At 71.7% G+C, this 25,443-nt stretch carries 23 protein-coding genes and 2 tRNA genes; 9 read left to right on the top strand and 16 right to left on the bottom strand.

All coding sequences use genetic code 11. The features are described from left to right. Nucleotides 1-471: 471 nt before the first annotated feature. The 5 genes from ACFQ7Q_RS05230 (at nucleotide 472) to ACFQ7Q_RS05210 (ending at nucleotide 6,347) form a co-directional block, all read left to right on the top strand. The gene (locus tag ACFQ7Q_RS05230) at nucleotides 472-1,983 is read left to right on the top strand and encodes an SPFH domain-containing protein (RefSeq protein WP_383550158.1); all 1,512 of its coding nucleotides are present in this window, start codon (nucleotides 472-474) and stop codon (nucleotides 1,981-1,983) included. 120 nt (nucleotides 1,984-2,103) lie between these two features. Further along, complete coding sequence (locus ACFQ7Q_RS05225) at nucleotides 2,104-2,694, top strand: lytic polysaccharide monooxygenase (RefSeq protein WP_383550156.1); 591 nt, start codon at nucleotides 2,104-2,106, stop codon at nucleotides 2,692-2,694. Nucleotides 2,695-2,719: 25 nt separating this feature from the next. Further along, complete coding sequence (locus ACFQ7Q_RS05220; protein WP_383550153.1) at nucleotides 2,720-4,381, top strand: AMP-binding protein; 1,662 nt, start codon at nucleotides 2,720-2,722, stop codon at nucleotides 4,379-4,381. 71 nt (nucleotides 4,382-4,452) lie between these two features. After that, a complete protein-coding gene (locus tag ACFQ7Q_RS05215; protein ID WP_383550150.1) occupies nucleotides 4,453-5,754 on the top strand; it encodes a sensor histidine kinase in 1,302 nt (433 codons plus the stop codon). Continuing rightward, entirely contained in the window at nucleotides 5,685-6,347 is a 663-nt protein-coding gene (locus ACFQ7Q_RS05210; protein ID WP_383550147.1) for a response regulator, read from the top strand. The genes ACFQ7Q_RS05215 and ACFQ7Q_RS05210 overlap by 70 nt, the downstream gene beginning before the upstream one ends. 56 nt (nucleotides 6,348-6,403) lie before the next feature. Here the strand turns inward: ACFQ7Q_RS05210 and ACFQ7Q_RS05205 are convergent. From ACFQ7Q_RS05205 to ehuB, 6 genes are all read right to left on the bottom strand, one after another. After that, nucleotides 6,404-6,477, bottom strand: a tRNA-Lys gene (locus ACFQ7Q_RS05205). Between the two features lie 75 nt (nucleotides 6,478-6,552). Continuing rightward, nucleotides 6,553-7,311, bottom strand: coding sequence for an IclR family transcriptional regulator (locus ACFQ7Q_RS05200; RefSeq protein WP_260229692.1), 759 nt, complete (start codon nucleotides 7,309-7,311; stop codon nucleotides 6,553-6,555). A gap of 167 nt (nucleotides 7,312-7,478) precedes the next feature. Then, nucleotides 7,479-8,231 carry an ectoine/hydroxyectoine ABC transporter ATP-binding protein EhuA gene (gene ehuA, locus ACFQ7Q_RS05195; protein WP_383550144.1) on the bottom strand — a complete coding sequence of 251 codons (753 nt, stop codon included), beginning with the start codon at nucleotides 8,229-8,231 and terminating at the stop codon, nucleotides 7,479-7,481. Next, nucleotides 8,221-8,871: an ectoine/hydroxyectoine ABC transporter permease subunit EhuD gene (gene ehuD / locus ACFQ7Q_RS05190; protein ID WP_383550141.1), complete on the bottom strand. Its 651-nt coding sequence runs from the start codon at nucleotides 8,869-8,871 to the stop codon at nucleotides 8,221-8,223. Before ehuD ends, ehuA begins: the two co-directional genes overlap by 11 nt. Then, nucleotides 8,868-9,527, bottom strand: a complete 660-nt coding sequence (gene ehuC, locus ACFQ7Q_RS05185; RefSeq protein ID WP_383550138.1) for an ectoine/hydroxyectoine ABC transporter permease subunit EhuC — start codon at nucleotides 9,525-9,527, stop codon at nucleotides 8,868-8,870. Before ehuC ends, ehuD begins: the two co-directional genes overlap by 4 nt. Next, nucleotides 9,524-10,354 (bottom strand): ectoine/hydroxyectoine ABC transporter substrate-binding protein EhuB, encoded by an 831-nt coding sequence (ehuB, locus tag ACFQ7Q_RS05180; protein WP_383550135.1) that lies wholly within the window; start codon nucleotides 10,352-10,354, stop codon nucleotides 9,524-9,526. Before ehuB ends, ehuC begins: the two co-directional genes overlap by 4 nt. Before the next feature lie 149 nt (nucleotides 10,355-10,503). Here ehuB and ACFQ7Q_RS05175 point away from each other — a divergent pair, with 149 nt between their 5' ends. Continuing rightward, nucleotides 10,504-11,571 (top strand): LLM class flavin-dependent oxidoreductase, encoded by a 1,068-nt coding sequence (locus tag ACFQ7Q_RS05175; RefSeq protein WP_383550132.1) that lies wholly within the window; start codon nucleotides 10,504-10,506, stop codon nucleotides 11,569-11,571. Nucleotides 11,572-11,807: 236 nt separating this feature from the next. After that, nucleotides 11,808-13,505 (top strand): glycosyl hydrolase family 18 protein, encoded by a 1,698-nt coding sequence (locus ACFQ7Q_RS05170; RefSeq protein ID WP_383550130.1) that lies wholly within the window; start codon nucleotides 11,808-11,810, stop codon nucleotides 13,503-13,505. 125 nt (nucleotides 13,506-13,630) lie between these two features. On the opposite strand, the gene ACFQ7Q_RS05165 is transcribed toward ACFQ7Q_RS05170, so the two are convergent. Continuing rightward, on the bottom strand, nucleotides 13,631-15,505 hold the full coding sequence (locus tag ACFQ7Q_RS05165) for a putative bifunctional diguanylate cyclase/phosphodiesterase (protein WP_383550127.1): 1,875 nt from the start codon (nucleotides 15,503-15,505) through the stop codon (nucleotides 13,631-13,633). A gap of 356 nt (nucleotides 15,506-15,861) precedes the next feature. On the opposite strand from ACFQ7Q_RS05165, the gene ACFQ7Q_RS05160 reads away from it, so the two are divergent. Next, entirely contained in the window at nucleotides 15,862-17,112 is a 1,251-nt protein-coding gene (locus ACFQ7Q_RS05160) for a M6 family metalloprotease domain-containing protein (protein WP_383550124.1), read from the top strand. A 60-nt stretch (nucleotides 17,113-17,172) separates the two neighbouring features. Here ACFQ7Q_RS05160 and ACFQ7Q_RS05155 read toward each other — a convergent pair. The 4 genes from ACFQ7Q_RS05155 to ACFQ7Q_RS05140 form a co-directional block, all read right to left on the bottom strand. Further along, a tRNA-Lys gene (locus ACFQ7Q_RS05155) sits at nucleotides 17,173-17,246 on the bottom strand. Beyond that, entirely contained in the window at nucleotides 17,237-17,908 is a 672-nt protein-coding gene (locus tag ACFQ7Q_RS05150) for a bifunctional DNA primase/polymerase (RefSeq protein ID WP_383550121.1), read from the bottom strand. The genes ACFQ7Q_RS05155 and ACFQ7Q_RS05150 overlap by 10 nt, the downstream gene beginning before the upstream one ends. Nucleotides 17,909-18,100: 192 nt before the next feature. Further along, nucleotides 18,101-18,457: a hypothetical protein gene (locus ACFQ7Q_RS05145; RefSeq protein ID WP_383550118.1), complete on the bottom strand. Its 357-nt coding sequence runs from the start codon at nucleotides 18,455-18,457 to the stop codon at nucleotides 18,101-18,103. A gap of 99 nt (nucleotides 18,458-18,556) precedes the next feature. Beyond that, complete coding sequence (locus ACFQ7Q_RS05140) at nucleotides 18,557-19,171, bottom strand: TetR/AcrR family transcriptional regulator (RefSeq protein ID WP_383550115.1); 615 nt, start codon at nucleotides 19,169-19,171, stop codon at nucleotides 18,557-18,559. 69 nt (nucleotides 19,172-19,240) lie between these two features. Between ACFQ7Q_RS05140 and ACFQ7Q_RS05135 the strand changes: the two genes are divergently transcribed. Further along, entirely contained in the window at nucleotides 19,241-19,816 is a 576-nt protein-coding gene (locus ACFQ7Q_RS05135) for a peroxiredoxin-like family protein (protein ID WP_383550112.1), read from the top strand. A gap of 22 nt (nucleotides 19,817-19,838) precedes the next feature. Here the strand turns inward: ACFQ7Q_RS05135 and ACFQ7Q_RS05130 are convergent, their stop codons facing one another. From ACFQ7Q_RS05130 to ACFQ7Q_RS05110, 5 genes are read right to left on the bottom strand one after another with little or no spacing between them, the layout of a single operon-like run. Then, nucleotides 19,839-20,360 (bottom strand): SMI1/KNR4 family protein, encoded by a 522-nt coding sequence (locus ACFQ7Q_RS05130; RefSeq protein ID WP_383550109.1) that lies wholly within the window; start codon nucleotides 20,358-20,360, stop codon nucleotides 19,839-19,841. 43 nt (nucleotides 20,361-20,403) lie between these two features. Further along, complete coding sequence (locus ACFQ7Q_RS05125) at nucleotides 20,404-21,741, bottom strand: AAA domain-containing protein (RefSeq protein ID WP_383550106.1); 1,338 nt, start codon at nucleotides 21,739-21,741, stop codon at nucleotides 20,404-20,406. Beyond that, nucleotides 21,738-23,327 carry a hypothetical protein gene (locus ACFQ7Q_RS05120; protein ID WP_383550104.1) on the bottom strand — a complete coding sequence of 530 codons (1,590 nt, stop codon included), beginning with the start codon at nucleotides 23,325-23,327 and terminating at the stop codon, nucleotides 21,738-21,740. The genes ACFQ7Q_RS05125 and ACFQ7Q_RS05120 overlap by 4 nt, the downstream gene beginning before the upstream one ends. A 37-nt stretch (nucleotides 23,328-23,364) precedes the next feature. Continuing rightward, on the bottom strand, nucleotides 23,365-24,555 hold the full coding sequence (locus ACFQ7Q_RS05115) for a hypothetical protein (protein WP_383550101.1): 1,191 nt from the start codon (nucleotides 24,553-24,555) through the stop codon (nucleotides 23,365-23,367). Beyond that, nucleotides 24,449-25,345 carry a phosphatase PAP2 family protein gene (locus ACFQ7Q_RS05110; RefSeq protein ID WP_383550098.1) on the bottom strand — a complete coding sequence of 299 codons (897 nt, stop codon included), beginning with the start codon at nucleotides 25,343-25,345 and terminating at the stop codon, nucleotides 24,449-24,451. The genes ACFQ7Q_RS05115 and ACFQ7Q_RS05110 overlap by 107 nt, the downstream gene beginning before the upstream one ends. Nucleotides 25,346-25,443 lie beyond the last annotated feature (98 nt).

The following is a 25,443-nucleotide window of genomic DNA, read 5'->3' as shown; positions in this document are numbered from 1 at the left end:
GCTGCCGGTGGTGCGGCGGGCGTCGGTCCGGAGAATCGGCCCGGTGCTTCGGCCGTCCCGGGCGCGTCGTCCGGTGCTTCGGTGGCCTCGTCGGTCGCGTCGGCGGCGGCGGGTGGGTCGGAGGCGCGCTCTGGTGTGTCGGCTGCTCCCGGTGGCGCGGCAACGGTCGGTCCCGCCGCCTCGGCGACCCCGTCGGTCGCGTCGGCGGCGGCCGGTGGCCGGGACGCGCGCTCCGGCGTGGCGGGTGTCGCCGGTGGTGCGGCAACGGTCGGTTCGGGCGTGCGGTCCGGTTCTCCCGTCGGCTCGGATGGGCTCGGTGGGTCGGGGGCCGGGCCTGACGTGCCTGCCGATTGGCCTGGTTCGCCGTGGGCTTCGGCGGGTTCGGTGACTCCGTCGGGCGGTCCGCAGGCGCCCTCCGGTGCTGTCGGGACCGGTCAGGATGCCCGGGCCGGATCGCCCGGCGCACCCGCCGTGGCAGGTGGATCGGACGGGCGGCCCGCCGCCCCGGCACTCCCCGGTGCAACGGCCGGGTCCGGCCAGGACAAGCGGGCCGGTTCGCCCGGCGCGTCGCCGACCGCGGCCGGTGGCTCGGGCCCGCGCCCCGGCGTGTCGGCGGGCAACGGGCCCGGTTTCCCCGCCGCTTCGGGTTCGGTGAACCCGTCCGGTACGCCGGTCGCGGCGAAGGGCCCGGGCGCCCGGCCTGCCGAGGCGGCGGCCCGCTCGGACAACCGGCCCGGTTCGTCCACCGCGCCCGGCAAGCACCCCGGCGCAGCCGGGCACGTGGACGAGATGCGGCGGATCATCGGGGCGGCCGAAGTCGGTGTGATCGCCGTGCCCGTCGCCGCCGAGGCGCCCGCCGCGGTCGCGGCCGCGGCGCCCCGGATCGGCGGGCGGCGCAAGACCGTGATCGGGGCCGAGACCACCGGGTCGATCCCCGTGCACCTGCTCTTCCGGGACGAGCCCGAGCCGGACGACGACGGCGGGCCCGCCACCATCGCCATGGCACCTCCCGTCGTGGCCAAGGCCGTCATCCCCGCCCCCGCCCGCCCCGAGCCCGCCCGCCCCGCCCCCACCGCCGACCCCAAGCTCGTCGAGCGCGACGGCGCCGTCCTTCCCGGGTGGCTGGGGGTCGTCGGCGGCCTCCTCGCACTCGCCGGGTGCGCGGCCGTCCTGTGGTGGGCCGGGGCCGTGCCCGGGGAGCTGGCCCGGATGCTCCGGGTGACCCCGCGTCCGTACCACGGCATCCACCTCGGACAGTGGGCCCTGCTCGCCCTCGGCGTGCTGGCCGTCCTCTTCACCCTCGGCGGTCTCGGCCGCGGCCGCGTCGGCTACGCCTGGGTCCTCACCCTCTTCGGCGACTACCGCGGCAGCGTCCGCCGTACCGGTCTCGTCTGGGTCAGCCCTCTGCTCCTCCGCCGCCGCGTCGACGTCCGCCTCCGCCACTGGCGCAGCGAGCCGCTCTCCGCGGTGGACGCCAAGGGCACGGCGCTCCGCGTCGTCGTCCTCGTCGTCTGGCGCATCCGCGACACCGTCCGCGCCGCCCTCGGGGTCGACGGCCACGAGGAGTACCTGCGCGAGCAGGTCGAGGCCGCGATGGCACGGGTCCTGTCCCAGCTCCCGGCGGACGCCTTCCACGAGGACGCCCCGACCCTGCGCGACGCGGAGGCCGTCGGCGAGGCCCTGACCCGGATGCTCTCCGCGGAGTGCGCCCCGGTGGGCATCGACGTGTTCTCGGCGCAGCCGACCCGCATCGAGTACGCCCCCGAGGTCGCCGCCGCGATGCAGCGCCGGCGGATCGCCGCGATCGACGCCAAGCACCGGGACAGCGTGCTGACCTCCGTCGTGGACGCGGTGGACGACGTGGTCCACCGGCTGACCACGCGTGGTCTGGTCGAGCTGGACGACTACGAGCGCAAGGCGCTGGTCAAGGACCTGACGGTGGCGTTCTACACCGGCCGTACCGGTCCGGTGGAAGGCGCGTGATTGGTATGGACATGTTCAAGTTCCGTCAATACCTTGGTACTTGGTCTAGACCGGAATAGGTTCTACCGCACGCGTGCACCACGGGTCACCGAACTCCCCCACGTTCACCTGGAGTGACACATGCGCAAAAAGATAGGCGTGGCGGCGGTGGCGCTCGGCGTCGCCGGCGCCTCCCTCTTCGCCACGAGCAGCGCCAGCAGCCACGGCTACACCGACTCCCCGATCAGCCGCCAGAAGCTCTGCGCCAACGGCACCGTGACGAACTGCGGAAACATCCAGTGGGAGCCGCAGTCCGTCGAGGGCCCCAAGGGCTTCCCCGCCGCCGGTCCCGCCGACGGAAAGATCTGTTCCGCCGGTCTCACGCAGTTCGCCCAGCTCGACGACCCGCGTGGTGGCGCCTGGCCCACCACGAGGGTCACGGCGGGTCAGAGCTACAGCTTCCGCTGGCAGTTCACCGCCCGTCACAGCACCACCGACTTCAAGTACTACATCACCAAGAACGGCTGGAACGGCACCCAGAGGCTCACGCGGGCCGCGCTCGACCCGCAGCCCTTCCTCACCGTCCCGTACAACAACCAGCAGCCGCCGGCCACGCTCTCGCACTCCGGGACCATCCCGGCGGGCAAGACCGGCAGGCATGTGATCCTGGCGGTGTGGACGATCGCGGACACCGCGAACGCCTTCTACGCCTGCTCGGATGTTCAGTTCTGACGGTTAGTCAGTTATCGTCCGGCGTATGACCGTGGCGGAGCTCGTACAGCGTCAATGGGGCGATCACAGGGTCGGACTGAGGAGCCACGAGACGGTCCTCACCCATCACCAGGTCGCCGCCGGCGCCGCCGCACGGGCCGCACTGCTCGTCGATCTGCTGCCCCGAGGTGCTGAGCCGCACCTCGGGGTGCTCCTCGACAACACGCCGGAATTCCCGCTCTGGCTGAGCGCGGCGGCCCTCGCCGGGGCCGCCGTCGCCGGCATCAACCCCACCCGCCGGGGGGCCGAACTGGCCCGCGACATCGCCCACACCGACTGCCGTGTCCTGGTCACCCAGCGCGCGTACCTTCCCCTGCTCGACGGGCTCCCCCTGCCGGGCGTACGGGTGCTGGTGACCGACACCGACGCGTACCGCGCACTCCTCACGCCCTTCGAGGGCGCGAAGCCGGGCGAGGCCGTGGCCCGCCCGGTGCGCCCCGACAGCCGGCTGCTCCTCTACTTCACCTCCGGCTCGACCGGCGCTCCCAAGGCGGCGATCTGCAGCCAGGGCCGCCTCGCCGCCGCGGGTGCCTCGCTCGTCTCCCAGTTCCGGCTTCGGCCCGAGGACGTGCACTACATCTGCATGCCGATGTTCCACGGCAACGCGGTCATCGCGGACTGGGCCCCGGCGCTCGCCACCGGCGCGGGCGTGGCACTGCGCGACCGGTTCTCGGCCTCCCGCTTCCTGCCGGACGTCCAGGAGTTCGGCGCGACGTACTTCACCTATGTGGGACGGGCGGTGCAGTACCTGCTCGCCACACCGCCGCGCCCCGACGACCGCGAGCACCGGCTGCGCCTCGGCTTCGGTACGGAGGCGGGGGCGGTGGACGCGGCCCGCTTCCAGGAGCGGTTCGGGGTCGGACTCGTGGAGGGGTACGGCTCCTCCGAGGGCGGCGCGGCGATCCAGCGCACCCCGGACACCCCGACCGGGGCCATCGGCAGGGCGGCGCCGGGGGACGACCTGGTGGTGGTGGATCCGGCGACCGGTGAGGAGTGCGAGACCGCCGCCCTCTCGCCCGAAGGCCGGCTCCTCAACGCCTCCGCGGCCATCGGCGAACTGGTCAACCGCGGCCGGAACCCCTTCGAGGGCTACTGGCGCAACCCCGAGGCGGAGTCGGCGCGGCTGCGCGGAGGCTGGTACTGGACCGGCGACCTCTTCTACCGGGACACCGACGGCTTCCTCTACTTCGCGGGGCGGACCGACGACCGGCTGCGCGTCGACAGCGAGAACCTCGCCGCGGCCGTGATCGAGCGGATCCTCTCCCGCTGGGACCGCGCCGCCGGCGTCGCCGTCTACGCGATACCCGACCCGGTCGCGGGGGACCAGGTGATGACCGCGATCGCCCTGCGCGAGGACACCGCCTTCGACCCGGCCGCCTTCCAGGAGTTCCTCGCCGCCCAGCCGGACCTGGGCACCAAGATGCCGCCGCGGTTCGTACGCCTGGTCCCCGAGCTGCCCCTGACGGCCACGAACAAGATCCACCGCGTGGCGCTGCGCCGGGACGCCTTCCTCTGCGAGGACCCGGTCTGGTGGCGCCCGGAGGCGGGGAGCCCGTACGAGCCGCTGACGCCGGAGGCGGTCACCGCCCTCCACACCGCGTACGCCCGCCACGGCCGTTCACCCCGAGGCCCCGGCGTCCCGGGGTAGGGCCAGGCATACCCCCGTACACCCGCCAGACCGATGGTCCCGCGCGCCGACCGGCCCCTACCGTGGGGGCCATGGAGCCCCGAACCCCCTGGCAGGCCCTCACCCGGCCCCGATTCCCGCGCGGCGACTGGCCCTGGCGGTCCGCCGGCTACCTCGCCACCGGGGTGATCACCGGCGCGGCCGCCCTGCTGGTCCTGCTCGTCCTCGTCCTCTTCTCCTTCGTGCTCGTCGGGCTCCCGCTCCTCCTCCTGACCGGGGTCGCCCTCGGCGGCATCGAGCGCCGCCGGCTGCGGCTCGTCGACCTCGACCCGACCGTCGATCCGCACCGGGTCCCCGACAGCCCCGGCCTCGCCGCCTGGCTCCGCGTACGGGTCAGGGAACAGGCCACCTGGCGGGAGCTCGCGTACGCCGTCCTGCACGCCACCGTCCTGTGGCCGCTCGACCTGATCGTCCTCGCCGTCGCCCTCGGCCTGCCCGCCGCACTGATCAGCGCACCCCTCCAGTTCGCCGCCGACGGAGAGGAGGCCAAGGTCGTCAAGGCGTACCTGGTCACCTCCTATCCGCAGGCGTTCGCCGCCGCGCTCCTCGGAGCGGTACTCCTCGTCGCCCTCCTCTATCCGCTCGCCGCCCTCGCCGGAGCCCGTGCCGCCCTGAGCCGCGCCCTGCTCGCCCCCCGCGAGGCCGAGCTGAGGGACCGGATCGGCGAGGTCACCGCCTCCCGGGCCCGGCTCGTCGACGCCTTCGAGGCCGAGCGGCGCCGGATCGAGCGCGATCTCCACGACGGCGCGCAGCAACGCCTGGTCGCCCTCACGATGACGCTGGGCCTCGCCCGTCTCGACGCTCCGCCGGGACCGCTCGCCGACCAGCTCACCCAGGCCCACGCGGAGGCCGGCCGGGTCCTGACCGAGCTGCGCGAACTCATCCACGGCATCCACCCGCAGGTGCTCGCCGACTACGGCCTCGGCGCGGCCCTCACCGATGCCGCCGACCGCTCCGCCGTCCCCGTCGACACCGACGTCGACCTGCCCCGGCTGCCCACCGCCGTGGAGAGCGCCGGCTACTTCGCCGTCTGCGAGGCCCTCGCCAACATCGGCAAGCACAGCGGCGCCACCGCGGCCCGGATCACCGCGCGCCACGCCTCCCGGCACCTCCGGATCGACATCGAGGACGACGGACGGGGAGGCGCGGACCCGGATCGGGGAAGCGGCCTCACCGGTCTCGCCGACCGGCTCGCCGTCCTCGATGGCACACTGACGATCATCAGCCCGGCCGGCGGCCCGACCCTCCTGCGAGTGGAGATCCCTTGTCCCGCACAGCCCGATCGCTCCGCGTCGTCCTCGCCGAGGACAGCGTCCTCCTCCGCGAAGGGCTGATCGGGCTGCTCGCCCGCTTCGGCCACGAGGTCGTCGCCGCGGTCGGTGACGCCGACGGACTGCACGCGGCCGTCACCGAGCACGACCCGGACATCGTGGTCACGGACGTCCGGATGCCGCCCGGCTTCCAGGACGAGGGGCTGCGCGCCGCGGTCGCCCTGCGGGTCGACCGCCCCGGTCTGCCCGTCCTCGTCCTGAGCCAGTACGTGCAGCGGACCTACGCCGCCGACCTCCTGGACGCGGGCGACGGCACCGGTGTCGGCTACCTCCTCAAGGACAGGGTCGGCCAGGTCGAGGAGTTCCTGGACGCCCTCACCCGGGTCGCGGAGGGCGGCACGGTCGTGGACCCCGAGGTCGTACGGCAGCTGCTGCGCCGCCATCGCGATCCGCTGGCGGCGCTGACCCCGCGCGAGCGGGAGGTCCTGGCGCTGGTCGCCGAGGGGCACTCGAACGGGGAGATCGCCCGCCGGCTCGTCGTCACGGAGGCGGCCGTCGGCAAACACATCGGCAACATCCTGGGGAAGCTGGACCTGCCGCCCGCCGAGGACACCCACCGCCGGGTCCTCGCCGTCCTCACCTATCTGCGGGCCTGACCGGTCCCGGGCACACGAAGAAGCCCCCCGCTTGCGCGAGGGGCTTCTTCCGTCTGTGCGCCGCCAGGGACTCGAACCCCGGACCCGCTGATTAAGAGTCAGCTGCTCTAACCAACTGAGCTAGCGGCGCCTGCTGACAGAGAAAATACTACCTGGTCCTCAGGGGTGGTTCCGACCACCACCTCCGAGGACCGGGTCGCGTGTCTCAGATCGCCAGCGAGAGCACCACGGGAGCCGCCCTGCGGTTCAGGGTGTCCGCCGCCGAGCGCAGTCGGTGGGCGTGCTCGATGGGAAGGGAGAGCGCCAGGCAGCCCACGGCCGCACCGGCCGTCAGCGGAACCGCCGCGCAGACCGTGCCCACGGCGTACTCCTGGAGGTCGAGCACCGGGACCGTCGGCGGCTGGCTGTCCAGCTTGGAGAAGAGCACCTTCTCGTTGGTGATCGTCCGGGAGGTGAGCCGGGCGATCTTGTGGCGCGAGAGGTGGTCCCGGCGGCCGTTCTGGTCCAGCTGGGTCAGCAGGCACTTGCCGACCGCGCTGGCGTGGGCGGCCGAGCGGAAGTCCACCCACTCGTTGACCGCGGGCGTGCGCGGGCCGGCGGCGAACTGGGTGATCTTCACCTCGCCGTCGATGTACCGGCTGATGTAGACCGCGGCGCCGACGGAGTCGCGCAGCTCGGTCAGCGTCTCCTGGAGCTTGCCCTCCAGCGCCTCGCGGCGGGTGAGACCGGAGCCCAGGAGGACCAGCGAATCGCCGATCACATAGGCGCCGTCGGCGACCTGCTCGACATACCCCTCACGGCGGAGCATCAGCAGCAGGGAGGACAGATGGGCGACGGGCAGACCGGTCTCACGAGCGATCTGGACGTCCGTCACCCCGCCACCGTGCCGTGAGACCGTCTCAAGGACGCGCAGGGCGTATTGCACCGAGTGGAACGGCGCGGTGGGCTCGGGCTTCAGCGCCACGGTTTCCCCCTACCAGGTTGTGACCGCAAGCTTCCGTACCACGATAGCCGCCAAGGCCCCTTTTCGGGGCGGCTGTTGGCGAGAATAGTGCGGCGCCCCAGCGTCATACGCTGGGGCGCACCACCCTGGCATATGCCAGAGTCAAAGCTGTACCGCAGAGTCTGAGGTCAGAGCACCGCGCCGAGAAACTCGCGAGTACGCGGATGCTCGGGATCCGAGAAGATTTTTTCTGGCGAACCGGACTCGATCACCCTTCCCGCGTCGAACATCAGGACTTCGTCCGAGATGTCCCGGGCGAAGTTCATCTCGTGCGTCACACAGATCATGGTGATGTCCGTCGACTCGGCGATCTCCCGGAGCAGATCCAGCACTCCCGCCACGAGCTCCGGGTCGAGGGCCGAGGTCACCTCGTCCAGCAGCAGCACCTTCGGCTCCATCGCCAACGCCCGTGCGATGGCGACCCGCTGCTGCTGGCCACCGGACAGCTGCGCGGGCCTGGCCTCGCACTTGTCGGCCAGGCCGACCATGTCGAGCAGTTCGCGCCCGCGCGCCTCCGCCTCCTCGCGGCTCTTCCCGAGGACCCGGACGGGAGCCTCGGTGATGTTGCGCAGAACGTCCATGTGAGGGAAGAGGTTGAAGTGCTGGAAGACCATTCCGATCTTCTTCCGCGCCTCGCGCCGGTGCTTCTCGTCGGCCGGATGCAGCGTTCCGCCGTTGACCCGAATGGTGCCCTTGTCGGGTTTCTCCAGGGTCATCAGGAGCCGCAGGATCGTCGTCTTTCCGGAACCGGAGGGTCCGATCAGCGTGACGTGCTTGCCGGGGCGGACGGAGAAATCGAGTTCGTCGAGAACCGTCTGGTCGCCGAAGCGCTTGGTGACGTTCTCGAAGCGAATGAGGGCATTCTCGGAATCAGTGGACAAGGCGGCGCTCCAGAGTGCGGACGAGAAGAGAAGCGGGATACGCGATCAGGACAAAGGCCACACCGATCACCGTGAGCGGCTCGGTGTACTGGAAGGTGGCCGCCGATTCCAGCCGGGACTGCTGGAGCAGCTCCAGCACGCTGATACCGGCCAGCAGCGGGGTGTCCTTCAGCATCGCGATGACGTAGTTGCCGAGCGCGGGCGCGATCCGGCGCAGGGCCTGCGGAAGGATCACCGTCAGCCAGGTCCGGTGGCGCGGCAGGCTGAGCGCCTTCGCCGCCTCCCACTGCCCCACGGGCACGGCGTCGATACCGGCCCGGTAGACCTGCGCGGTGTACGTCGAGTAGTGCAGCCCGATCGCGAGCGTGCCGGTGGTCAGGGCGGAGAACTGGACGCCCCACTCCGGCAGTACGAAGAAGAGGAAGAAGAGCTGCACGAGCAGCGGTGTGGTGCGGACGAACTCGGTGACGGCGTGCACCGGCCAGCGCACGAGCCGGCTGCGGGCCCGGAAGCCAAGCGCCCACACCAGACCCAGCGAGAACGAGATCAGCGAGCCGAGCACCAGCACCTGGAGCGTGACGAGCAGGCCGTCCCAGAAACGCGGCATGAAGTCCGCCACCGCGGACCAGTCCCAGTTCACTTGGCCACCACCCCCAGGTTCGCCTTGCCGCGTCGCTCCAGCGCCTTCATGGAGCGGGTGATCACCAGCGCGATCACGAAGTAGACGACCAGCGTCACGGTGTAGATCCCACCGCTCTCCTGGGTCGCGAGCCGCACGAGGTACGCGGCGAAGGAGACGTCCCCGACACCGAGCAGCGAGACCAGGGCGGTGCCCTTGAGCAGCTCGACCAGCAGATTGCAGAAGGACGGGATCATCTCGGGCACGGCCTGCGGCAGGACCACGTGCCGCAGCCGCTGCCAGGGCGTGAAGCTGAGCGCGATACCCGCCTCGCGCTGCGTCTTCGGTACGGAGTTCAGGGCGCCGCGCACGATCTCGGCGCCGTAGGCACCGTAGGAGAGGCCCAGCGCGAGGATCGCCGCCCACATCGGGACGAGCTGCCAGCCGACCAGCGGCGGCAGCACGAAGAACAGCCAGAACATCAGGATCAGCGCGGAGGTGCCGCGGAAGACCTCGGTGTAGAACCCGGCCAGGAAGCGGACGGCGCGGGAGCGGTGGGTACGGGCGGTGCCGACGGTGAACGCGACCACGGCGGCGAGCGCGGTGGAGGCGAACAGCAGCTGGAGCGTGATCCAGATGCCGGGCAGGACCCAGGTCTGCCAGAGTCCGGCGGTCATCGGCACAGCTCCTCGGCGGTCATGGTGGTCATCTCGGCCTCGGTGAAGCCGAAGCGCCGCAGGATCCGGAAGAGCTCGCCGCTCTTCTTCATCCGGTGCAGCTCGGTGTTGAAGGCGTCGCGCAGCGCGGTGTCGGTGGGGCGGAAGGCGAAGCCGCCGCCGTCGATCTTCTTCTCGCCGTCGACGACGGCGGCGAAGGGCTCGGTGGCCTCGGCCTTGGAGGACTTGCGGACGACCGAGCGGGTGGTCAGCGCGGTGCCGGCGAAGACGTCGACTCGACCGGACTCGACCGCGTTCAACCCGGCGACCTGGTCCTGGAGGATCACGATGTCCTTCTCCGGGTAACCGGCGGCGACGGCGTACGCGATCTCGGCGTAGCCGCTGCCGGTCGCGAAGCGCGCCTTGGTGCGCACCACGTCCTCGTACGAGCGGAGGTTCTTCGGGTTGCCCTTGCGGACGATGAAGGAATCGAGCATCTGGTACTCGGGGTCGGCGAAGAGCACCTGCGCGCAGCGGTCCTTGTTGATGTACATCCCTGCCGAGACGACGTCGAACTGCTGGGAGTTGAGCCCGGGTATGAGCGAGGCGAAGTCGGTGGCCACCGGCTGGACGCGGGTGATGCCGAGCCTGCCGAAGATCACCCGGGCGAGCTCGGGCGCCTCGCCGGTGAAGGCGCCCTGTTCGTCGACGTAGCCGTACGGCACCTCGCCCGCGATGCCGAGGCGGACCGTGTCCTGGGATCTGAGCCGGCCGAGTGCGTCCCCGGAGGCGACGCGGGCGCAGCCGGCCGCGCCGGCCGCCGCGGCGGCCGCCGTTCCCCACAGCATCGTCCGCCGCCGTATCTGTTGCGTTGTTCGAGGCATGGGCGCGCGGCTACCCGAAGGTGAACAGGTCATTCCTGCCGGCCCGTGGAATAACCGGAGACACCCTCCTGTTCTCTCTCCCGTACGTACTACTGGCAGAAGGGTCGTCAACGGTGAGCGACGCGATTCGGGGCACGGCGCACGGGGACTCTCCCGTACCGCTGTCCGTACTGGACCTGGTGACCGTCGGCAGCGGCCGGACCGCGAGCCAGGCGCTGGCCACCAGCGTCGAGATCAGCAAGCTCGCCGAGCGGCGCGGCTACCACCGCCACTGGGTCGCCGAGCACCACTCCATGCCCGGCGTCGCCTCCTCCTCGCCGGCCGTGATCCTGGCCCATCTGGCCGCCCATACGCGCCGCATCCGGCTCGGTTCGGGCGGTGTCATGCTCCCCAACCACGCCCCGCTGGTGATCGCCGAGCAGTTCGGCACGCTGGAGGCGTTCGCCCCCGGCCGGGTCGACCTCGGGCTCGGCCGCGCGCCCGGCACGGACGGTGCCACGGCCGCGGCCCTGTGCCGGACCCGGACCCTGAACGAGGGCGCGGAAGATTTCCCCCAGCAGCTGGCGGAGTTGACGCGGTTCCTGGACGACGACTTCCCGGACGGTCATCCGTACGCCCGGATCCACGCCGTGCCCGGTCCGGTCCAGGGCCCCTCCGGGCGGCCGCCGATCTGGCTGCTCGGCTCCTCCGGCTTCAGCGCCCGCCTCGCCGGGATGCTCGGCCTGCCGTTCGCCTTCGCCCACCACTTCTCGGCCCAGAACACGATCCCCGCGCTCGATCTCTACCGGGACTCCTTCCGGCCCTCGGAGGTCCTCGACGCGCCGTACGCGGTCATCGGTGTCGCGGCCCTCGCCCACGAGGACCCGAAGGAGGCCCGTCGACAGGTCATGACGGGCGCGCTGTCGATGCTGCGGCTGCGCACCGGGCGGCCGGGTCTGATCCCGACCCCGGAGGAGGCAGAGGCGTACCCCTTCGGTCCGACGGAACGGGACTTCGTGGACAACTGGCTCGCGAACATCGTCTTCGGCACACCGGACGAGGTGCGGACAGGTCTGGACGATCTGCGGAAGCGGACCGGCGCCGACGAGCTGATGATCACGGCCAACGCGCACGGCGGCGATGTCAGGCTGCGGAGCTACGAGTTGATCGCCGACGCCTACGGGATGCCGGAACTCGGCTGAGAATCGCGGAGGTTGGTTCGGTCCGGAAGGACCGGCTCCGATACCCATAAGTGAACCTTAAACCGCTCGTCACCTGTGGTGGCGGGCGGTTCTTTTATGTGCTGCACCGCTCTGACAAGGCCTTTCTCCCGCCAATTGGTCTAGTCCTCAATCTGGTTCAGACCATTGACGTGCTGTTCACGCAGGGGCTATCACTTCACCAACTCCCGTCTCGCGTCACCCCTCGGAGGCCGAACGTGCACCCCCGTAAGCCATTGATCGCCGCGCTCGTGAGCACGGCCCTCGCCGCAGGCGCGCTCGCCGCGACCGTCGGCCTCGGCTCCGCCTCGGCAGCCGGCACCGCCACCACCGCGGCCGCCGACGGAAACGTCCGTATCGCGTACTACGACCAGTGGAGCGTGTACGGGAACGCCTTCTACCCCAAGCACCTCGACACCCGGGGCATCGCCAGCAAACTGGACATCATCAACTACTCGTTCGGCAACATCCACCCCACCGAACTCACCTGCTTCGAGGCCAACAAGGCCGCGGGTGACGACAACAACCCCAACGCGGGTGACGGTGCGGGCGACTCCTACGCCGACTACCAGAAGTCCTTCGGCGCGGCCGACAGCGTCGACGGCGTGGCCGACACCTGGAACCAGCCGATCGTGGGCGTCTTCAACCAGTTCAAGGAGCTGAAGGCGAAGTATCCCCACCTGAAGATCAACATCTCGCTCGGCGGCTGGACCTACTCCAAGTTCTTCCACGACGCGGCGAAGACCGACGCGAGCCGCAAGAAGCTGGTCTCGTCCTGCATCGACCAGTACCTCAAGGGCAACCTCCCGGTCGAGGGCGGATTCGGCGGCCCCGGCACCGCCGCCGGCATCTTCGACGGCATCGACATCGACTGGGAGTACCCCGGCTCCTCCGGCGGCCACCTCGGCAACCACTACGGCCCCGAGGACAAGCAGAACTTCACCCTGCTCCTCGCCGAGTTCCGCAAGCAGCTCGACGCGTACGGCACGGCCAACGGCGGCAAGAAGTACCTGCTGACCGCGGCCCTCCCGGCCGGCCAGGACAAGATCAAGTACATCGAGACGGACAAGATCGGCGCGTACCTCGACTACGCGAACATCATGACGTACGACATGCACGGCGCCTGGGACGGCGACGGGCCGACGTACCACCAGTCCCCGCTGTACTCCGGCTCGAACGACCCGACCGACCCCATCGCGCCGGGCACCGAGAAGTACTCGATCGACAACGCGATCGACTCCTGGATCGACGGCAAGCCGGCCTACGGCATCGCCGGCGGCTTCCCGGCCAACAAGCTGACGCTCGGCTACGAGTTCTACTACCGCGGCTGGAAGGGCGTCCCGGCGGGCTCCGCCGGCGGCCTCGCCCAGTCCGCGACCGGCGGCTCGAACGCCCGCCCGCTCAGCCAGCAGGCCGGCATCGCCCACTACAAGGAGCTCGGCGGCATCGTCGACAACACGGCGACCACCTTCTGGGACGACCAGGCCAAGTCCTCGTACTTCTGCAAGGACGGCGAGTTCTTCACCGGCCTGAACCAGAAGTCCATCCAGGCCCGGGTGGACTACGGCAAGCAGCGCGGCCTGGCCGGGGCGATGATGTACTCGCTCCTCGGTCTGGACAACAACATCACCCTGCTGAACCAGATCAGCGACGCGCTCGGCGGCACCACCACCCCGCCGACCACCCCGCCCACGACCCCGCCGACGACGCCTCCGACCACGCCCCCCACCACCCCGCCGACGACGCCTCCGACCGGCTGCGGCTCCGTCCCGGCGTACGTGGCAGGCACCGTCTACACCGGCGGCAGCGTGGTCTCCCACAACGGCCGCAAGTGGCTGGCCCAGTGGTGGACCCAGAACGAGACGCCGGGCACGACCGGCGAGTGGGGCGTCTGGAAGGACCAGGGCGCCTGCTAGCTCCCCGCTGAGCATCACATGACCACTGCCCCCGCCCGGAATGTCCCTCCGGCCGGGGGCAGTTCCATGCCCGTGCCCGGACGGCCCGGACCGGCGGCCGGCGGTTCACGCCGGCGGCGGTCCGCTCAGACCGACAGTGCCGTGGACCCGATCAGCTCCGCGATACGGTCCGGGGCCACCGCGCGCGAATAGAGCCAGCCCTGCCCCGTGTCACAGCCGATGCGCCGCAGCCGGGTCGCCTGCCCCGAGGTCTCCACGCACTCGGCGGTGACCGTGAGCCCCAGCCGGTGGGCGAGTTGCACCAGAGCCTCCACGATCAGCTCGTCCGCCGGATTGGCATGCGCCTCGTCCTGGAAGCCGCGGACGAACGAGCCGTCCAGCTTGAGCACCGAGACGGGCAGCCGGCTCAGATACGCCAGGTTCGAATAGCCGGTGCCGAAGTCGTCGATCGCGATCCGCACCCCCATGTCGCTCAGCGCCTGCAGCGCCTGGAGCGGCCGGCCCGCCGAACCCATCACCGCGGACTCGGTCAGCTCCAGCTGGAGCAGATGCGGGGCGAGCCCGGTCTCCGCCAGGATCCCCGCCACGTCCGCCACCAGGTCCGAGTCCCAGACCTGCCGTACGGCCACGTTGACGCTCACGAACAGCGGCCGCTCGCGCGGATGGTCCTTCTGCCACTGCCGGGCCTGCGTGCATGCCGTGCGCAGCACCCACCGCCCCAGCTCCACGATCGAGCCGTCCTCCTCGGCGATCCCGACGAACCGATTCGGCGGAAGCGTGCCGAACTGCGGGTGGTTCCAGCGCACCAGCGCCTCCACCCCGTGCACCGCGCCGTCGGCCAGACCCACCAGCGGCTGGTACTCCAGCGCGAACTCCCCGCGCTCCACGGCCGGTCGGAGCGTGGAGGAGAGCGCCTGCCGTGTCATCCGGTGCGCGTTGCGCTCGGGGTCGAAGAGGGTCCAGCGGGCCTTGCCGTCGGCCTTCGCCCAGTACAGCGTGGTGTCCGCGGCCTGCATCAGCCCCGTCGCGGTCGTCCCGCGGGCGCCCCGCTCCACCACCCCGATCGAGGCCGAGACCGAGAGCCGCTGGCCGGCCAGGTCGAAGGGCTGCTGGAGCGCGCAGAGCACGGACTGCGCCAGATCCGCGAGCTGTTCGGTCCCCGCGGAGTCCTCGACGAGGATCGCGAACTCGTCGCCGCCGAGCCGCGCCACCAGGTGTCCGCCGCTCCTGGTGTATCCGTCGTTGTCCGCGCACTCCGTCAGGCGCGCGGCCACGGCGGCGAGCAGCCGGTCGCCGATCCGGTGTCCCATGGTGTCGTTCACGGCCTTGAAGCCGTCGAGATCCAGGTAACAGAGACCGATCCGCCCTGTTCCGCCATGCCCGTACGACGAGTACGACCCGTGCGACAGGTCCGACGATCCGATGTTCGGGAGTTCGTCCTCCTGCGAGGCCGTCTCCAGGGCGGCCGAGAGCCGCTCGAAGAACAGCGTGCGGTTGGGCAGCCGCGTCACCGGGTCGTGCATCTGGAGGTGGCGCAGCCGGGCCTGGAGCTCGCGCCGGTCGCTGATGTCCGCGATCGAGAGGAGGACGCGGCGGCTGTCGGGCACGGGGGAGACGGTGACCTCGGCCCAGAGCGAGCGTCCGTCGGGGTGCTTGAGCCGACGCGTGCAGCGGAAGCGGGAACGGCGGCCCCGCAGCACCTCGCGGTACGCATGCCAGGTGCGGCCGTCGGCGGCGAGGTCGACGAGGTCGGCGGCGGTCTGCTCGGTGAGCGCGTCGGCCTCGGTGCCGAGGAGGGTGCCGAGCGCGTCGTTGGCGGCGACGACGAGGCCGTTCTGGTCGACCACGGCCATGGCGAGCTGGGCCGCCCGGAAGGCGGCGCGGTAGTCGTGGAGTTCGGCGTCGATCGGGAGCGCGTCATGACGCTCCGTGATCGGGGGCGCGGGCTCCCGTGCGGGCGAGAGCTGGGTGTGCACCGGTCCTTCGGGGGTTCCGCTCACCGCTCGCTCCCGTAGTGCAGTTGGGCCGTACAGGCGTGGTCGGGATGGGGTCGGCCAAGGAAAGTGTGCCGATCATAGGGGCAGCCCCGGGGGCTATTCCAGCTCCGTGGACCGCCTCCCGCCCGACCGGGGGGTGAGTCTCTCCGCCGCGCACCCCTGCCCGATCGTTTCTGCGCGGGTCTGACGCGGGACGTCGGGGGCCTGACCGATTGTGACGTTCCGTGAGCCGTTGAGGGCGCGTGTCGCGTCGACGCCATGTCGTGCGCTCACCCGACTGGGGCAGCGGAAAAGTGCGAAACGGGTCAAACCGTCACAAGGTGGTTGAGGTATCCCCGATTCAGGATCCGGAGGTCCACGTGAGGGGTCAGCAGACACCCGAGGGAGTGGAACGGCCGCGCCTGCGTGCCTCCGCGGCGGCCTTCACCTCCCTCGTGGCGCTCGCCGCGACCGGACTCGTGGCGGGCCCCGCCGTGGGCGCGCCCACGGCCGGTCCCTGTGCCCTGCCGCGCACCGCCGCCCATCACTCCCTGGGCCTCGACACCTGGAACGGCTCCTACCCTCAGCCCGCCCGCTCCCTGGACGCGGTCATGATCTTCCTGTCCTTCCCCGACTCCACCCCGCTGACCAGCACCGACGAGCTGGCGGCCGACCACTTCCCGAGCACGAGCGAGTTCTTCCGGCGCGCCTCGTACGGCCGCTTCGCGCTGCGCCCCGACACGCGGCGCGAGTGGACCCCGATGCCGCAGGCCTCCACGGCCTACGCCATACAGCGCGACTGGGAGGCGGGGAAGCGCGCGGCCTACCTGAAGGACGCGGTCGCGGCGGTGGACGACCAGGTCGACTTCTCGCGGTACGACATCGTCTATCTGGTCGCCGACCCTGACGCGCCGGGCGTGGACTCCGACGCCACCAAGGTCGTCAACCTGGAGTCCCCGCTGACCGCGGACGGCACAGAGATCAAGCGGGTCGTCACCGTCTTCGAGCGGCACCCCCCGGACCGCAATGTGCTGGCCCACGAGACGGGCCACGTCTTCGACCTGCCCGATCTCTACCACCGGCCCATGGACGGCAAGGGCGACTGGGACACCCATGTGGGGGACTGGGACGTCATGGGCAGCCAGTTCGGTCTCGCCCCGGACCTCTTCGGCTGGCACAAGTGGAAGCTGGGCTGGCTGGACCGGAGCAACGTGATCTGCGTACAGGAGCCGGGCACCCGGCTGCTCAGCCTGGAGACGATGGCGGCGGCTCCGGTGGCGGGCGGCACGGTCGGCAAGCGGCTCGCGGTCGTACGGACGGGGACGGGCACCGCGCTCGCGATCGAGGCGCGCGGCTCGACCGGCAACGACCAGGACACCTGCACGGAGGGTGTGCTGATCTACCGCGTACGGAACGAGGCGGCGTCCGGTGACGGCCCGGTCGAGGTCGTGGACACCCATCCGAAGACCGAGGCCTGCTGGGACCGCTCGGTGTACCCGCCGCTGGCGGACGCGCCGCTCGGGGTCGGGGAGTCGTTCACGGTGCCGGGGGAGGGGGCCCGGGTGGAGGTGGTGGACCGGACGCCGGCGGGTGCGTGGACGGTGAAGGTGACGCTGCCGGAGGACACCTGAAGGCGCCTGTCCGGGAACACGAAGAAGCCCCTCGCTTTCGCGAGGGGCTTCTTCCGTCTGTGCGCCGCCAGGGACTCGAACCCCGGACCCGCTGATTAAGAGTCAGCTGCTCTAACCAACTGAGCTAGCGGCGCCTGCTGACGTCGTAGACCTTAGCATCCTGATCGGCGGGAGGAAAAATCGATATCCGCACGTCGGCGGCGGACGCGGCCCGGACCGCCCGGACACAGGCCCAGAGCATGACCTCGGGCCCCGGAAGCCAGGGGTGCCGGGTGTCGGGTGCGACGAGCCAGCGGGGGCCGGCGGGCTCCAGCGGCGTCAGCGGAGGGATGGTCACGGCGTCTCCGGTGCCGTGGCAGAGCGGCGGCGGAACGGCGTCGCCCCACTCCTCCCAGTGGAGCAGGGACGGTAACCGCTGCGCGGTTCCGGGCGCGGCGAACAGCAGCATCCGGCCCCGGTACACGGCGACGGGCCCGGTGCCCGGCCCCTCCGACCAGAGCCGGTCGAGCATCCGGCGCCCGAAGAGCATGTCCACGTTCACGACGTCGAAGACCGTGCCGCAGGGCAGGACGGTGGGGGCGGTGGGCCGGGCCTCCCAGAGTGCGAGCGTGGAGCGCGGCGACGCGGCGGCGGAGGCGAGCCAGTCGGCACCCGCGCAGGTGACGTGCGCGGTGTGATGCCGCCCCTCGTCCCCCTGCCTGAGGAACCGGAAGACATCGGGGCGGTCCGTGCGGCGCTCGTCGGTGTCGCTCTGGGCCGGGCTCAGGGGGGTCTCGTCTCGCAGCCATGCACTCATGGAGCAAGATCTACCGGGAGTGACCGCTCGGTTTCCGAGGGTTGCCGGAAACCGGGACAGGGCGGGTGTGAGGGGAGTATCTTTCGCCCCGGCATATGCCAGATGGTGATGGCCGGGGGCCGAAGGGGTGAGCGCGGCCCGTCTCCGGGCCGGGGCTCGTCGGTTTCGGCCGGCGTTCGGCGCTCTCGGGGCTCAGTCGTCCTGGGGTGTGCCGCCCGTACGGATCAGGTCGCGACCGAACTCGATCATCCGGCGGGCGTAGTCCTCGGTCCACTCCGCACGCTCGGCGACGTCCGCCGGCGTCAGCCGGTCGAACCGGCGGGGATCGGCGAGCTGGGCCGCCGCGATCGCCTGGAACTCGATCGCCCGGTCCGTCGCCGCGCGGAAGGCCAGCGTCAGCTCGGTCGCGCGGGCCAGCAGCTCACGGGGGTCCTCGATCGACTCCAGGTCGAAGAAGTGCTCCGGGTCGGCGGTCGCCTCGGCAGGCTCGAAGATCAGCGGCGCGGGTCGGAGTCGCCGCTGCCCGTTCCGCTCCGCGGATTCCGCCATCGTTCTTCTCCTCCTCGCACGCACACGGCCCGGACACCCGGGCCGCCGTCTTCCATTGTCCCGCCTTGCGCAAGGGGGCGGGGTGCCGGGCCGGAGCCCTCAGTCGCCGAGGCCGCGCAGATACACCGCGAGCCCGCCGAAGAACTCCCGTTCCGCGTCGATGCCGGGGGCGTGTCGGGCCGCCTCCGTCATGTACGGGAAGTTCTCCTCCGGCAGCTCGGCGATGGTGGCCGTGCCCGCGCCGGCGAGGGACCCGAGGTGTTCGAGCTGGATCGCCCCGACGACGTAACCGATGAGGCCGCGCAGGGCGACGACCCGCTGCTCGCCCTCGATGCCCGCCTCGGCCAGGATCCCGAGCACCGACTCGGACCAGCGCAGCAGTCCGGGCAGGCGGTGCCGATGGGTGACGGTCAGCGGGACGGCGGCGGGATGCTCGCCCACGCTGTCGCGGAGGCGGCGGACCATGGCCTCGATCCGGTTCCGCCAGGGTGTGTCGGCGGCGGGCGGGGTGGGATCGACGGTGCTCAGGACGCGCTCGACGACCAGCCCCTCCAGCTCGTCGCGGTCGGCCACGTAGCGGTAGAGCCCCATGGTGCTCATGCCGAGTTCCTTGGCGACGGTGCGCATCGACAGCCCGTCGAGTCCGTCGCGGTCGATGACGGCGAGGGCGGCGGCGGCCAGTTGGTCCTGGGTGAGGGAGCGGGGGCGCGGCATGGGTTGACAGCGTACGCCATACGCCTACCCTCAATAGGAGTACACCGTACGCCTACATGGAGGTGTTCCATGGCCCTGCCCGGAAACCGGCTTCAGCCAGGCTCGACGGCCCCCGTCCGCACACTCGACCCGCTCCTCGGGCCTCCGGTCGCGGTCCCGGACCCAGCCCGCCTCGTCCATCTGCAGTTCCGGCGCTTCGCCGGCTGCCCCGTCTGCCATCTGCACCTGCGGTCCGTGGTGCGGCGGCACGAGGAGATCGAGGCGGCGGGCGTCCGCGAGGTCGTCGTCTTCCACTCGCCGGCCGAGGAGTTGACCCCGCACCTGGACGGCCTGCCGTTCCCGGTCGTCGCCGACCCGGACAAACGGCTCTACACCGCGTTCGGCGTCGAGTCCTCACCCAAGGCGCTGCTCAGCCCCCGGGCGTGGGGGCCGGTGGTCCGTGCCGTGACCGTCGGCACCTGGGAGATGCTCCGCGGCCGCGCCCGCCCGCCGGTACGCAGCCCGCGGGGCGGGCGGCTCGGCCTGCCGGGTGACTTCCTGATCGGTACCGACGGCCGCATCGTCGCCGCGAAGTACGGCGAGCACCTCGACGACCAATGGCCGGTCGACGAGCTGCTCGCCCACGCGTCCCGGGTGAACGCGTAGCTCCCCCGGGGCGTGGTGGCCGTCAGGGGAGGAATTCGTAGAACGGCCCGTCGGGAGCGCGGTTGCGAGAACACAACGTCACGTCCCTGCCCTTGAGATACGCCAGCAGCCAGTCGCTGAACGTCATCTCGTAGAGGGTCCAGGCCGGACTGTCGAACTCCTGGACCACCACGCGCCAGGGGGACGAGGGCTCGTCGGGAACGCGGAGGAAGACCGCTTCCCCCGTCACGGCCGACGCCACCGGGATCAACTCACCGGGGTCCGCCCCGACCGGACTCGGCAGGAACTCGACCATGTCCTCGTCGCGCCAGAGCTCGAAGTCCCCCTGGATGCTCCTTCCCAGGCTGTGCAGAAGATGGGCGGCGGGATGCTCCAGGTACAACTGATTGTTGACCATGACCGAACCGTAGGCATCGACGATCTCGCGGAAGTCCGCGGGGAACGCGGTGCCGAGTTCCCGTTCCAGTTCGATCCATGGAGCGGGGTCCGACCAGTTGAACCGGGGTTCGCCCAACAGGGCCGTTATCTCTGGAAGCGCTGCCACTGGCGGGCTCCTTGTGTCGGTGAATCCATGAGGACGTGCTGCCCTACGGCCGCCACGGGACACGATGGTCGGACCAGAAGTCCCACGTGCTCATCATCGCCTCCCAGCCGTCCGGGAACTTGACCGTCACTCCCAGCTGGACCGGTTCCGTCGACGGGTGGTCGTCCAGGAGGTCCGACACACCGGCGCGGCAGACCACGATGCAGGCGTGGCGGTGACGGGAGGTCAGCACGCACAGGCGACCCGTCTCCAGGTGGAAGGCCGTGGCGTCCGGACGTCCCGAGAGGGGGTGGAGGACGACCGTCACGTCGTACTCGCGGCCCTGGAGGCGGTTCGCGGTGTCCACCGTCACGCCCGAGACGCCCAGTTCCGCGAGCGCCGCGCGGACCGCCGCCGCCTGGTCGCGATGGGCCGTTCCGACCGCGATCCGGTCGGGCGTCAGCGGGACCGGGTCGGGCGAGCGCTCCGAGACGGCCGCACCGCCCCGGTCCAGGAGCCGCCGCACCACCAGCGCCACCGCCCGGACCGCCTCGGGGTCCGTGCGCGGGGTGTGCCGGGCGGGGAGTTCCAGCAGGCCCCAGCCGGACTCCGCGGCCTCGTCCAGGACGCGGTCCGGGCCCGAGCCGTCCGACGGCACCCCGAACGCCAGCCGCCGGTCGCCGTGGTCGGTACCGCTGCGGAAGCGGGTGTACGGGTAGAACGCGTCGGACACCAGCGGCGCGGCCGAGGCCGGCAGCCGCCAGGAGACGGGCAGCCGGTGCTGCGGAAGGTCCGGATTGTGGGCGAGCAGCGTCGAGACCGCGCTCGCCGACGGGTCGTACGTGAGCCCCGCCCACTGCTCGGCGCCGACCACCGAGAACGGGTCCAACTGCCCCGGGTCGCCCACGAACAGTGCCCGCTCGAAGAGCCCGGCCACGGCGAGCAGCGCGTCCGATCGCATCTGGTACGCCTCGTCCACGATCGCGTGCGCCCACGGTTCGACGTTCTTCACGTGTGCCCACTTCGCGGCCGTCGAGATCGTCACCGGCAGCCCCGCCAGATCCCCCGCCTTCGAGGACTTCCGTACGTTCTCCAGATCGTCGAGCGCCTTGTCGTACGGATCGCTGTCGTTGGAGTGCAGCCGGCCCACCGGAAGGTCCGGCTGCTTCTCCGCGAGTCGCAGCACCAGGTCGTCGACCTGCGCGTTCGTCTGTGCGACGACCATCAAGGGGCGTCCCGCCGAGGCCAGTTCGAGCGCCGCCCGGACGACGAGCGTCGACTTGCCCGCGCCCGGCGGGGAGTCGACGACGACGCCCCGGGCGTCCCCGCGCAGGGTGTCCCGCAGGATGTCGTCCGTCGCCCGGGCGGCGGCTGCCGAGGGGTCGAAGTCGTCGGCGGTCACAGCAGGTCCTCCGTGGTGACGGCATCGGGCAGTTCGGCGACGTCGGAGCGCGGAGGTCCGCCGTGCGTCCAGGGGGTCTCCTCCGGGTCCGGCAGCTTGGCGCCCACACGCTGGTCGTGCTCGAAGAGCGTCCAGGCGATCCGCTCGCCCTTCTCCGGCACCGAGCCCTCGGCGGGCTCCTTGGAGCGGCCCATCCGGTCGGTGACCCGCAGCACGAGCGAGCCGTCGTCCTCGTACCGTACGAACTCGGCCGTCTGCGGCTTGCCTTCGAGGGAGCGGTACACCTTCACCCGCTCGGACAGGTGTGGCCGGTCGTCCGTGCGGACCGTGAGCAGCGGGCGCGGCGAGGGCCGCTTCGACTCCGACCAGGCCATCGTCACGTCCACCACCTCCGTCTCGAACGCCTCTCCCGCAAGCCGTCGTCCCGCGAGCACCAGCGGATCGTCGAGGGCCTCCTGCGCGTCGAGCTGGCCCTGCGCGGACTCGCGCGCCGCCAGCTTCTGGGCGGCCGTCACCGCGTCGTCGCGGCGCGGCTGCGGCGGTTCGCCGGCCACGACCCGGTCGCGGTGGCCGGTGAACGACCAGCGGTCGCGGGTCCAGCGGTCCGCCACCCTGGCCCCCTCGGGCAGCTCCCGCAGCAGGTCGAGGGAGCGCCACACCGCGTACCAGGTCGGCTTGAGCTGGGAGACGATCAGCCGGCGGATCTCCCGCTCGGCGCGGTGCAGTTCACCGAGCCGCTCGTCGGCGCTCTCGCCGTCCTCGGCCGCGGCCAGTGCCTGCCGGGCCCGGTCGAAGCGCTCGATCGCGGGGGCGAGCAGCCGGTTGTCGAAGGCCGGGTCGGTCGCGGGACCGGCGGGCGGACAGAGCAGCTGTCCGTCACGGTCCCGGCCGAGCTCGGCCCGCAGCGCCGCCTCGGCCCCCGAATCGCCGTCGTGTGGGTCGATCCAGGCGAGCAGGGCGCCGAGATGCTGGTCCTCCAGGGAGGACTGGCCCGTCGCCCAGTGCCGGTTCATCAGGTCGGTCGCCGCGAGCAGCAGGGAGGAACCCGGCACGCGGGCCCGCTCGCCGAAGTGCGTCAGCCAGCGGCCGAGCAGCGGCACGCGTGGCGGCGCCGGGAACGGCGTCTCCGGGTCCTGCTCCGCAGTCCGCCGGAACCGCATCGACCGCCCGAGGAGCCGTACGTACTCGATGCCCGCCCGGCTCGGCACGATCAACTGCGGCGCGTCCGCACACAGTTCGACCTCGACCTTGACCTTCTTGCCGGTCTCCGGGTCCATCTTGTTCTTCTCCGCCGCCTCGACCACGTCCGTGAACGAGTCGATGTACGGCAGGACCTCCTCGGCCAGGTCGGCGAGGAACGCGAACCGCAGGTCCCGGTCGCGCGGCTGCGCGACGACCAGGAGCCGCGGCTCCTCGGGATCGGTCCCGACCAGCGCACCGAGCGGCGCGCCGGCCTCGCCGGCCGTCGTCAGGGGCACCAGGACGAGCGGCCGGTCCGACAGATGCCGGTGCCGCACCGTGGCCAGCGGCTGGGCCCGCCCGGACTCGACGGCCTCCAGCCGGGCGAGGGTGGAGATCAGCGACATGAACGGGCCTTTCCGGTCGCGCCGTGCGTGCGTGTGCTCAGCGGGGACATGCGGCACCCTCCTGCGCCGAACGGGCGGGCGGGACCGCCAGCGCCTCGGCCCGGAGCTTCCGCGCCCGGCGCAGGGCGTCGACCGTCGGGTCCTCCGCGTCGCCCTCCTCGCCGCGCGCCGCCGCCAGGACGGCGCCGATCGTGGTGAGTCCGCCCAGCTCGCCCCGTACCGAACGGCCGAGCGCCTCCACCGCGCCCGCGAGCCGCGCCCGCTCCCGGCAGTGGAAGGCCAGCTCGCAGGCGGACAGGCACTCCGGCGCGTACGCGTACGGAACCGACTCCACCGCCGACGCCAACTCCTCCGCGGAGCAGGTCTCCACGTCGAACGTGACGCCGTCGGGCAGCGCGTCGGCGATGTCCTCGATCCGGGTGAGCCGGGTCAGCTGCCGCCGCGTCACGGACAGCTGCTTGCGCACGTCGACGACGGAGGCGGTCGGCAGGTTGGAGAAGTCCTTCGGGCAGACGAGGAGCACCGAGTGCGCCACCTCCGCGCCCTCCGTCATGGTCGCGAGCCGCTCCAGGGCCAGGACGTACACCGCCGCCTGGCGGGCCGCGGCACCGACCTTGGAGGCGTCCGCCGAACCGTCGACCATCGGGAAGGACTTGATCTCCACGACCGTCCACCGGCCGTCGGGGTGCACGAGCACCACGTCGGGCTCCAGATAGGCGGGAGAGCCCGCCACGTCCAGGGCCAGCATCGGATGGTCGAGCAGCGCCCATTCCCCGGCGGCGGTCGCCTCGCGCAGCGCGAGGGCCGTGCGGGCCGAGCGCCCCTCCGGTCCGACCGCGGCCAGATCGGGGAGCCGTACCGCACCGGGTTCCTCGATGCCGAGCAGGCGCAGCAGCTCGCGCCCGCCGTCGGCCTTGACCTTCGCCTCGAAGGCATTGCCCCGCATGAACGCGAACTGGGACTGTCCGAACGGCGCGGGCGAGCCCAGCTTCGAGGCGAGCGCGGCCTTGTCCACCCCGGCGCCGTCGAGCAGCGCACGTCGCCTACAGCCGGGATTGGCGGCCAGCGCCGCCAGTGCCCGCGCGTCCAGCGGATGCGGCGCCACGGCGGGGCCGCGCAGCTCAGCGAGCCTTCCCCACACTCTCGGCTTCGCTCGAGCAGGGGAGACCCCGATCCGGAGTGTCGTCTGCGGAGGTAGAGGAGCTCCGCTGCCCAGGGATTCGCTCACCCGCGGAAGTCTCCCATCCGCCACTGACAATCGGACGGTCCTCCCGTCCGGCAGCGCTCCCGAACATGCCGCGGACCCGGTCCGCGAGGCGCAGCGCGGGCGCGGTGAGCAGGAGTCCGAACCCCATCACGGCCGCCCCCGCGACCGCGTCGAGGAAGTAGTGGTTCGCCGTGCCCATGACGATCACCGTGGTGAGCAGCGGATAGGCGACGCCGAGCGCCTTCAGCAGCGGCGCGCGCCCGTACCGCCACAGCATCACCCCGCACCACAGCGCCCAGCCGACGTGCAGGCTCGGCATCGCCGCGTACTGGTTCGTCATCGCGCCCATCCCGCGCGGCGCGCTGGCCTCGGCGCCCCACCAGCCGTACGAACTGAACTGGGCCATCGTGTCGACGAAGCCGTGGCCGGCGTCGAGGAGCCGGGGCGGGCAGGTGGGCAGCAGGGTGAAGCCGATCAGGCCGAGGAGGGTGGAGACCATCAGCCAGGTGCGGGCGGCCCGGTAGCGCCCGGGACGGCGGCGGAAGAGCCAGATCAGGACGGCCGGGGTGACGACGTAGTGCAGCGAGGCGTACGCGAAGTCGGCGGGGATCGCCAGGGCGGGCGTCTCGGTGAAGAGCCGGTTCAGCGGGTGCTCGGCGTTCAGGTGGAGGGCCTTCTCCAGGTCGAGGATGGCCAGGCCGTGGTCGACGGCGCTCCGCGCGTCGCCGCGGGCGACCAGCCGTCCGCACGAGTACGCGGCGTAGACGACGCCGATGAGTATCAGTTCCGCCCACCAGCGTGGCTTGCGCATACCCCGGATCCCCCTTGTTCGGCCGAGGGGAGGGACGTCGGCGCAGGGGCGGGGGTTGCCCGGGCGTCGCCGCGAATTCACGTGAGCGATGATGGAAG

Origin of the sequence: Streptomyces sp. NPDC056527 (assembly GCF_042794475.1) — a bacterium.
Lineage (GTDB): Bacteria > Actinomycetota > Actinomycetes > Streptomycetales > Streptomycetaceae > Streptomyces.
The sequence above is the reverse complement of the archived record's forward strand: the minus strand, read 5'-3'. Positions and strand labels throughout refer to the sequence as shown.

Bases quoted from the DNA above. Each gene is read 5' to 3' on its own strand.
- ACFQ7Q_RS05225 (WP_383550156.1), top strand. From the start codon at position 2,104: ATGCGCAAAAAGATAGGCGTGGCGGCGGTGGCGCTCGGCGTCGCCGGC.
- ACFQ7Q_RS05220 (WP_383550153.1), top strand. From the start codon at position 2,720: ATGACCGTGGCGGAGCTCGTACAGCGTCAATGGGGCGATCACAGGGTC.
- ACFQ7Q_RS05215 (WP_383550150.1), top strand. From the start codon at position 4,453: ATGGAGCCCCGAACCCCCTGGCAGGCCCTCACCCGGCCCCGATTCCCG.
- ehuC (WP_383550138.1), bottom strand. From the start codon at position 9,527: ATGACCGCCGGACTCTGGCAGACCTGGGTCCTGCCCGGCATCTGGATC.
- ehuB (WP_383550135.1), bottom strand. From the start codon at position 10,354: ATGCTGTGGGGAACGGCGGCCGCCGCGGCGGCCGGCGCGGCCGGCTGC.
- ACFQ7Q_RS05150 (WP_383550121.1), bottom strand. From the start codon at position 17,908: ATGAGTGCATGGCTGCGAGACGAGACCCCCCTGAGCCCGGCCCAGAGC.
- ACFQ7Q_RS05145 (WP_383550118.1), bottom strand. From the start codon at position 18,457: ATGGCGGAATCCGCGGAGCGGAACGGGCAGCGGCGACTCCGACCCGCG.
- ACFQ7Q_RS05140 (WP_383550115.1), bottom strand. From the start codon at position 19,171: ATGCCGCGCCCCCGCTCCCTCACCCAGGACCAACTGGCCGCCGCCGCC.
- ACFQ7Q_RS05135 (WP_383550112.1), top strand. From the start codon at position 19,241: ATGGCCCTGCCCGGAAACCGGCTTCAGCCAGGCTCGACGGCCCCCGTC.
- ACFQ7Q_RS05120 (WP_383550104.1), bottom strand. From the start codon at position 23,327: ATGTCGCTGATCTCCACCCTCGCCCGGCTGGAGGCCGTCGAGTCCGGG.
- ACFQ7Q_RS05110 (WP_383550098.1), bottom strand. From the start codon at position 25,345: ATGCGCAAGCCACGCTGGTGGGCGGAACTGATACTCATCGGCGTCGTC.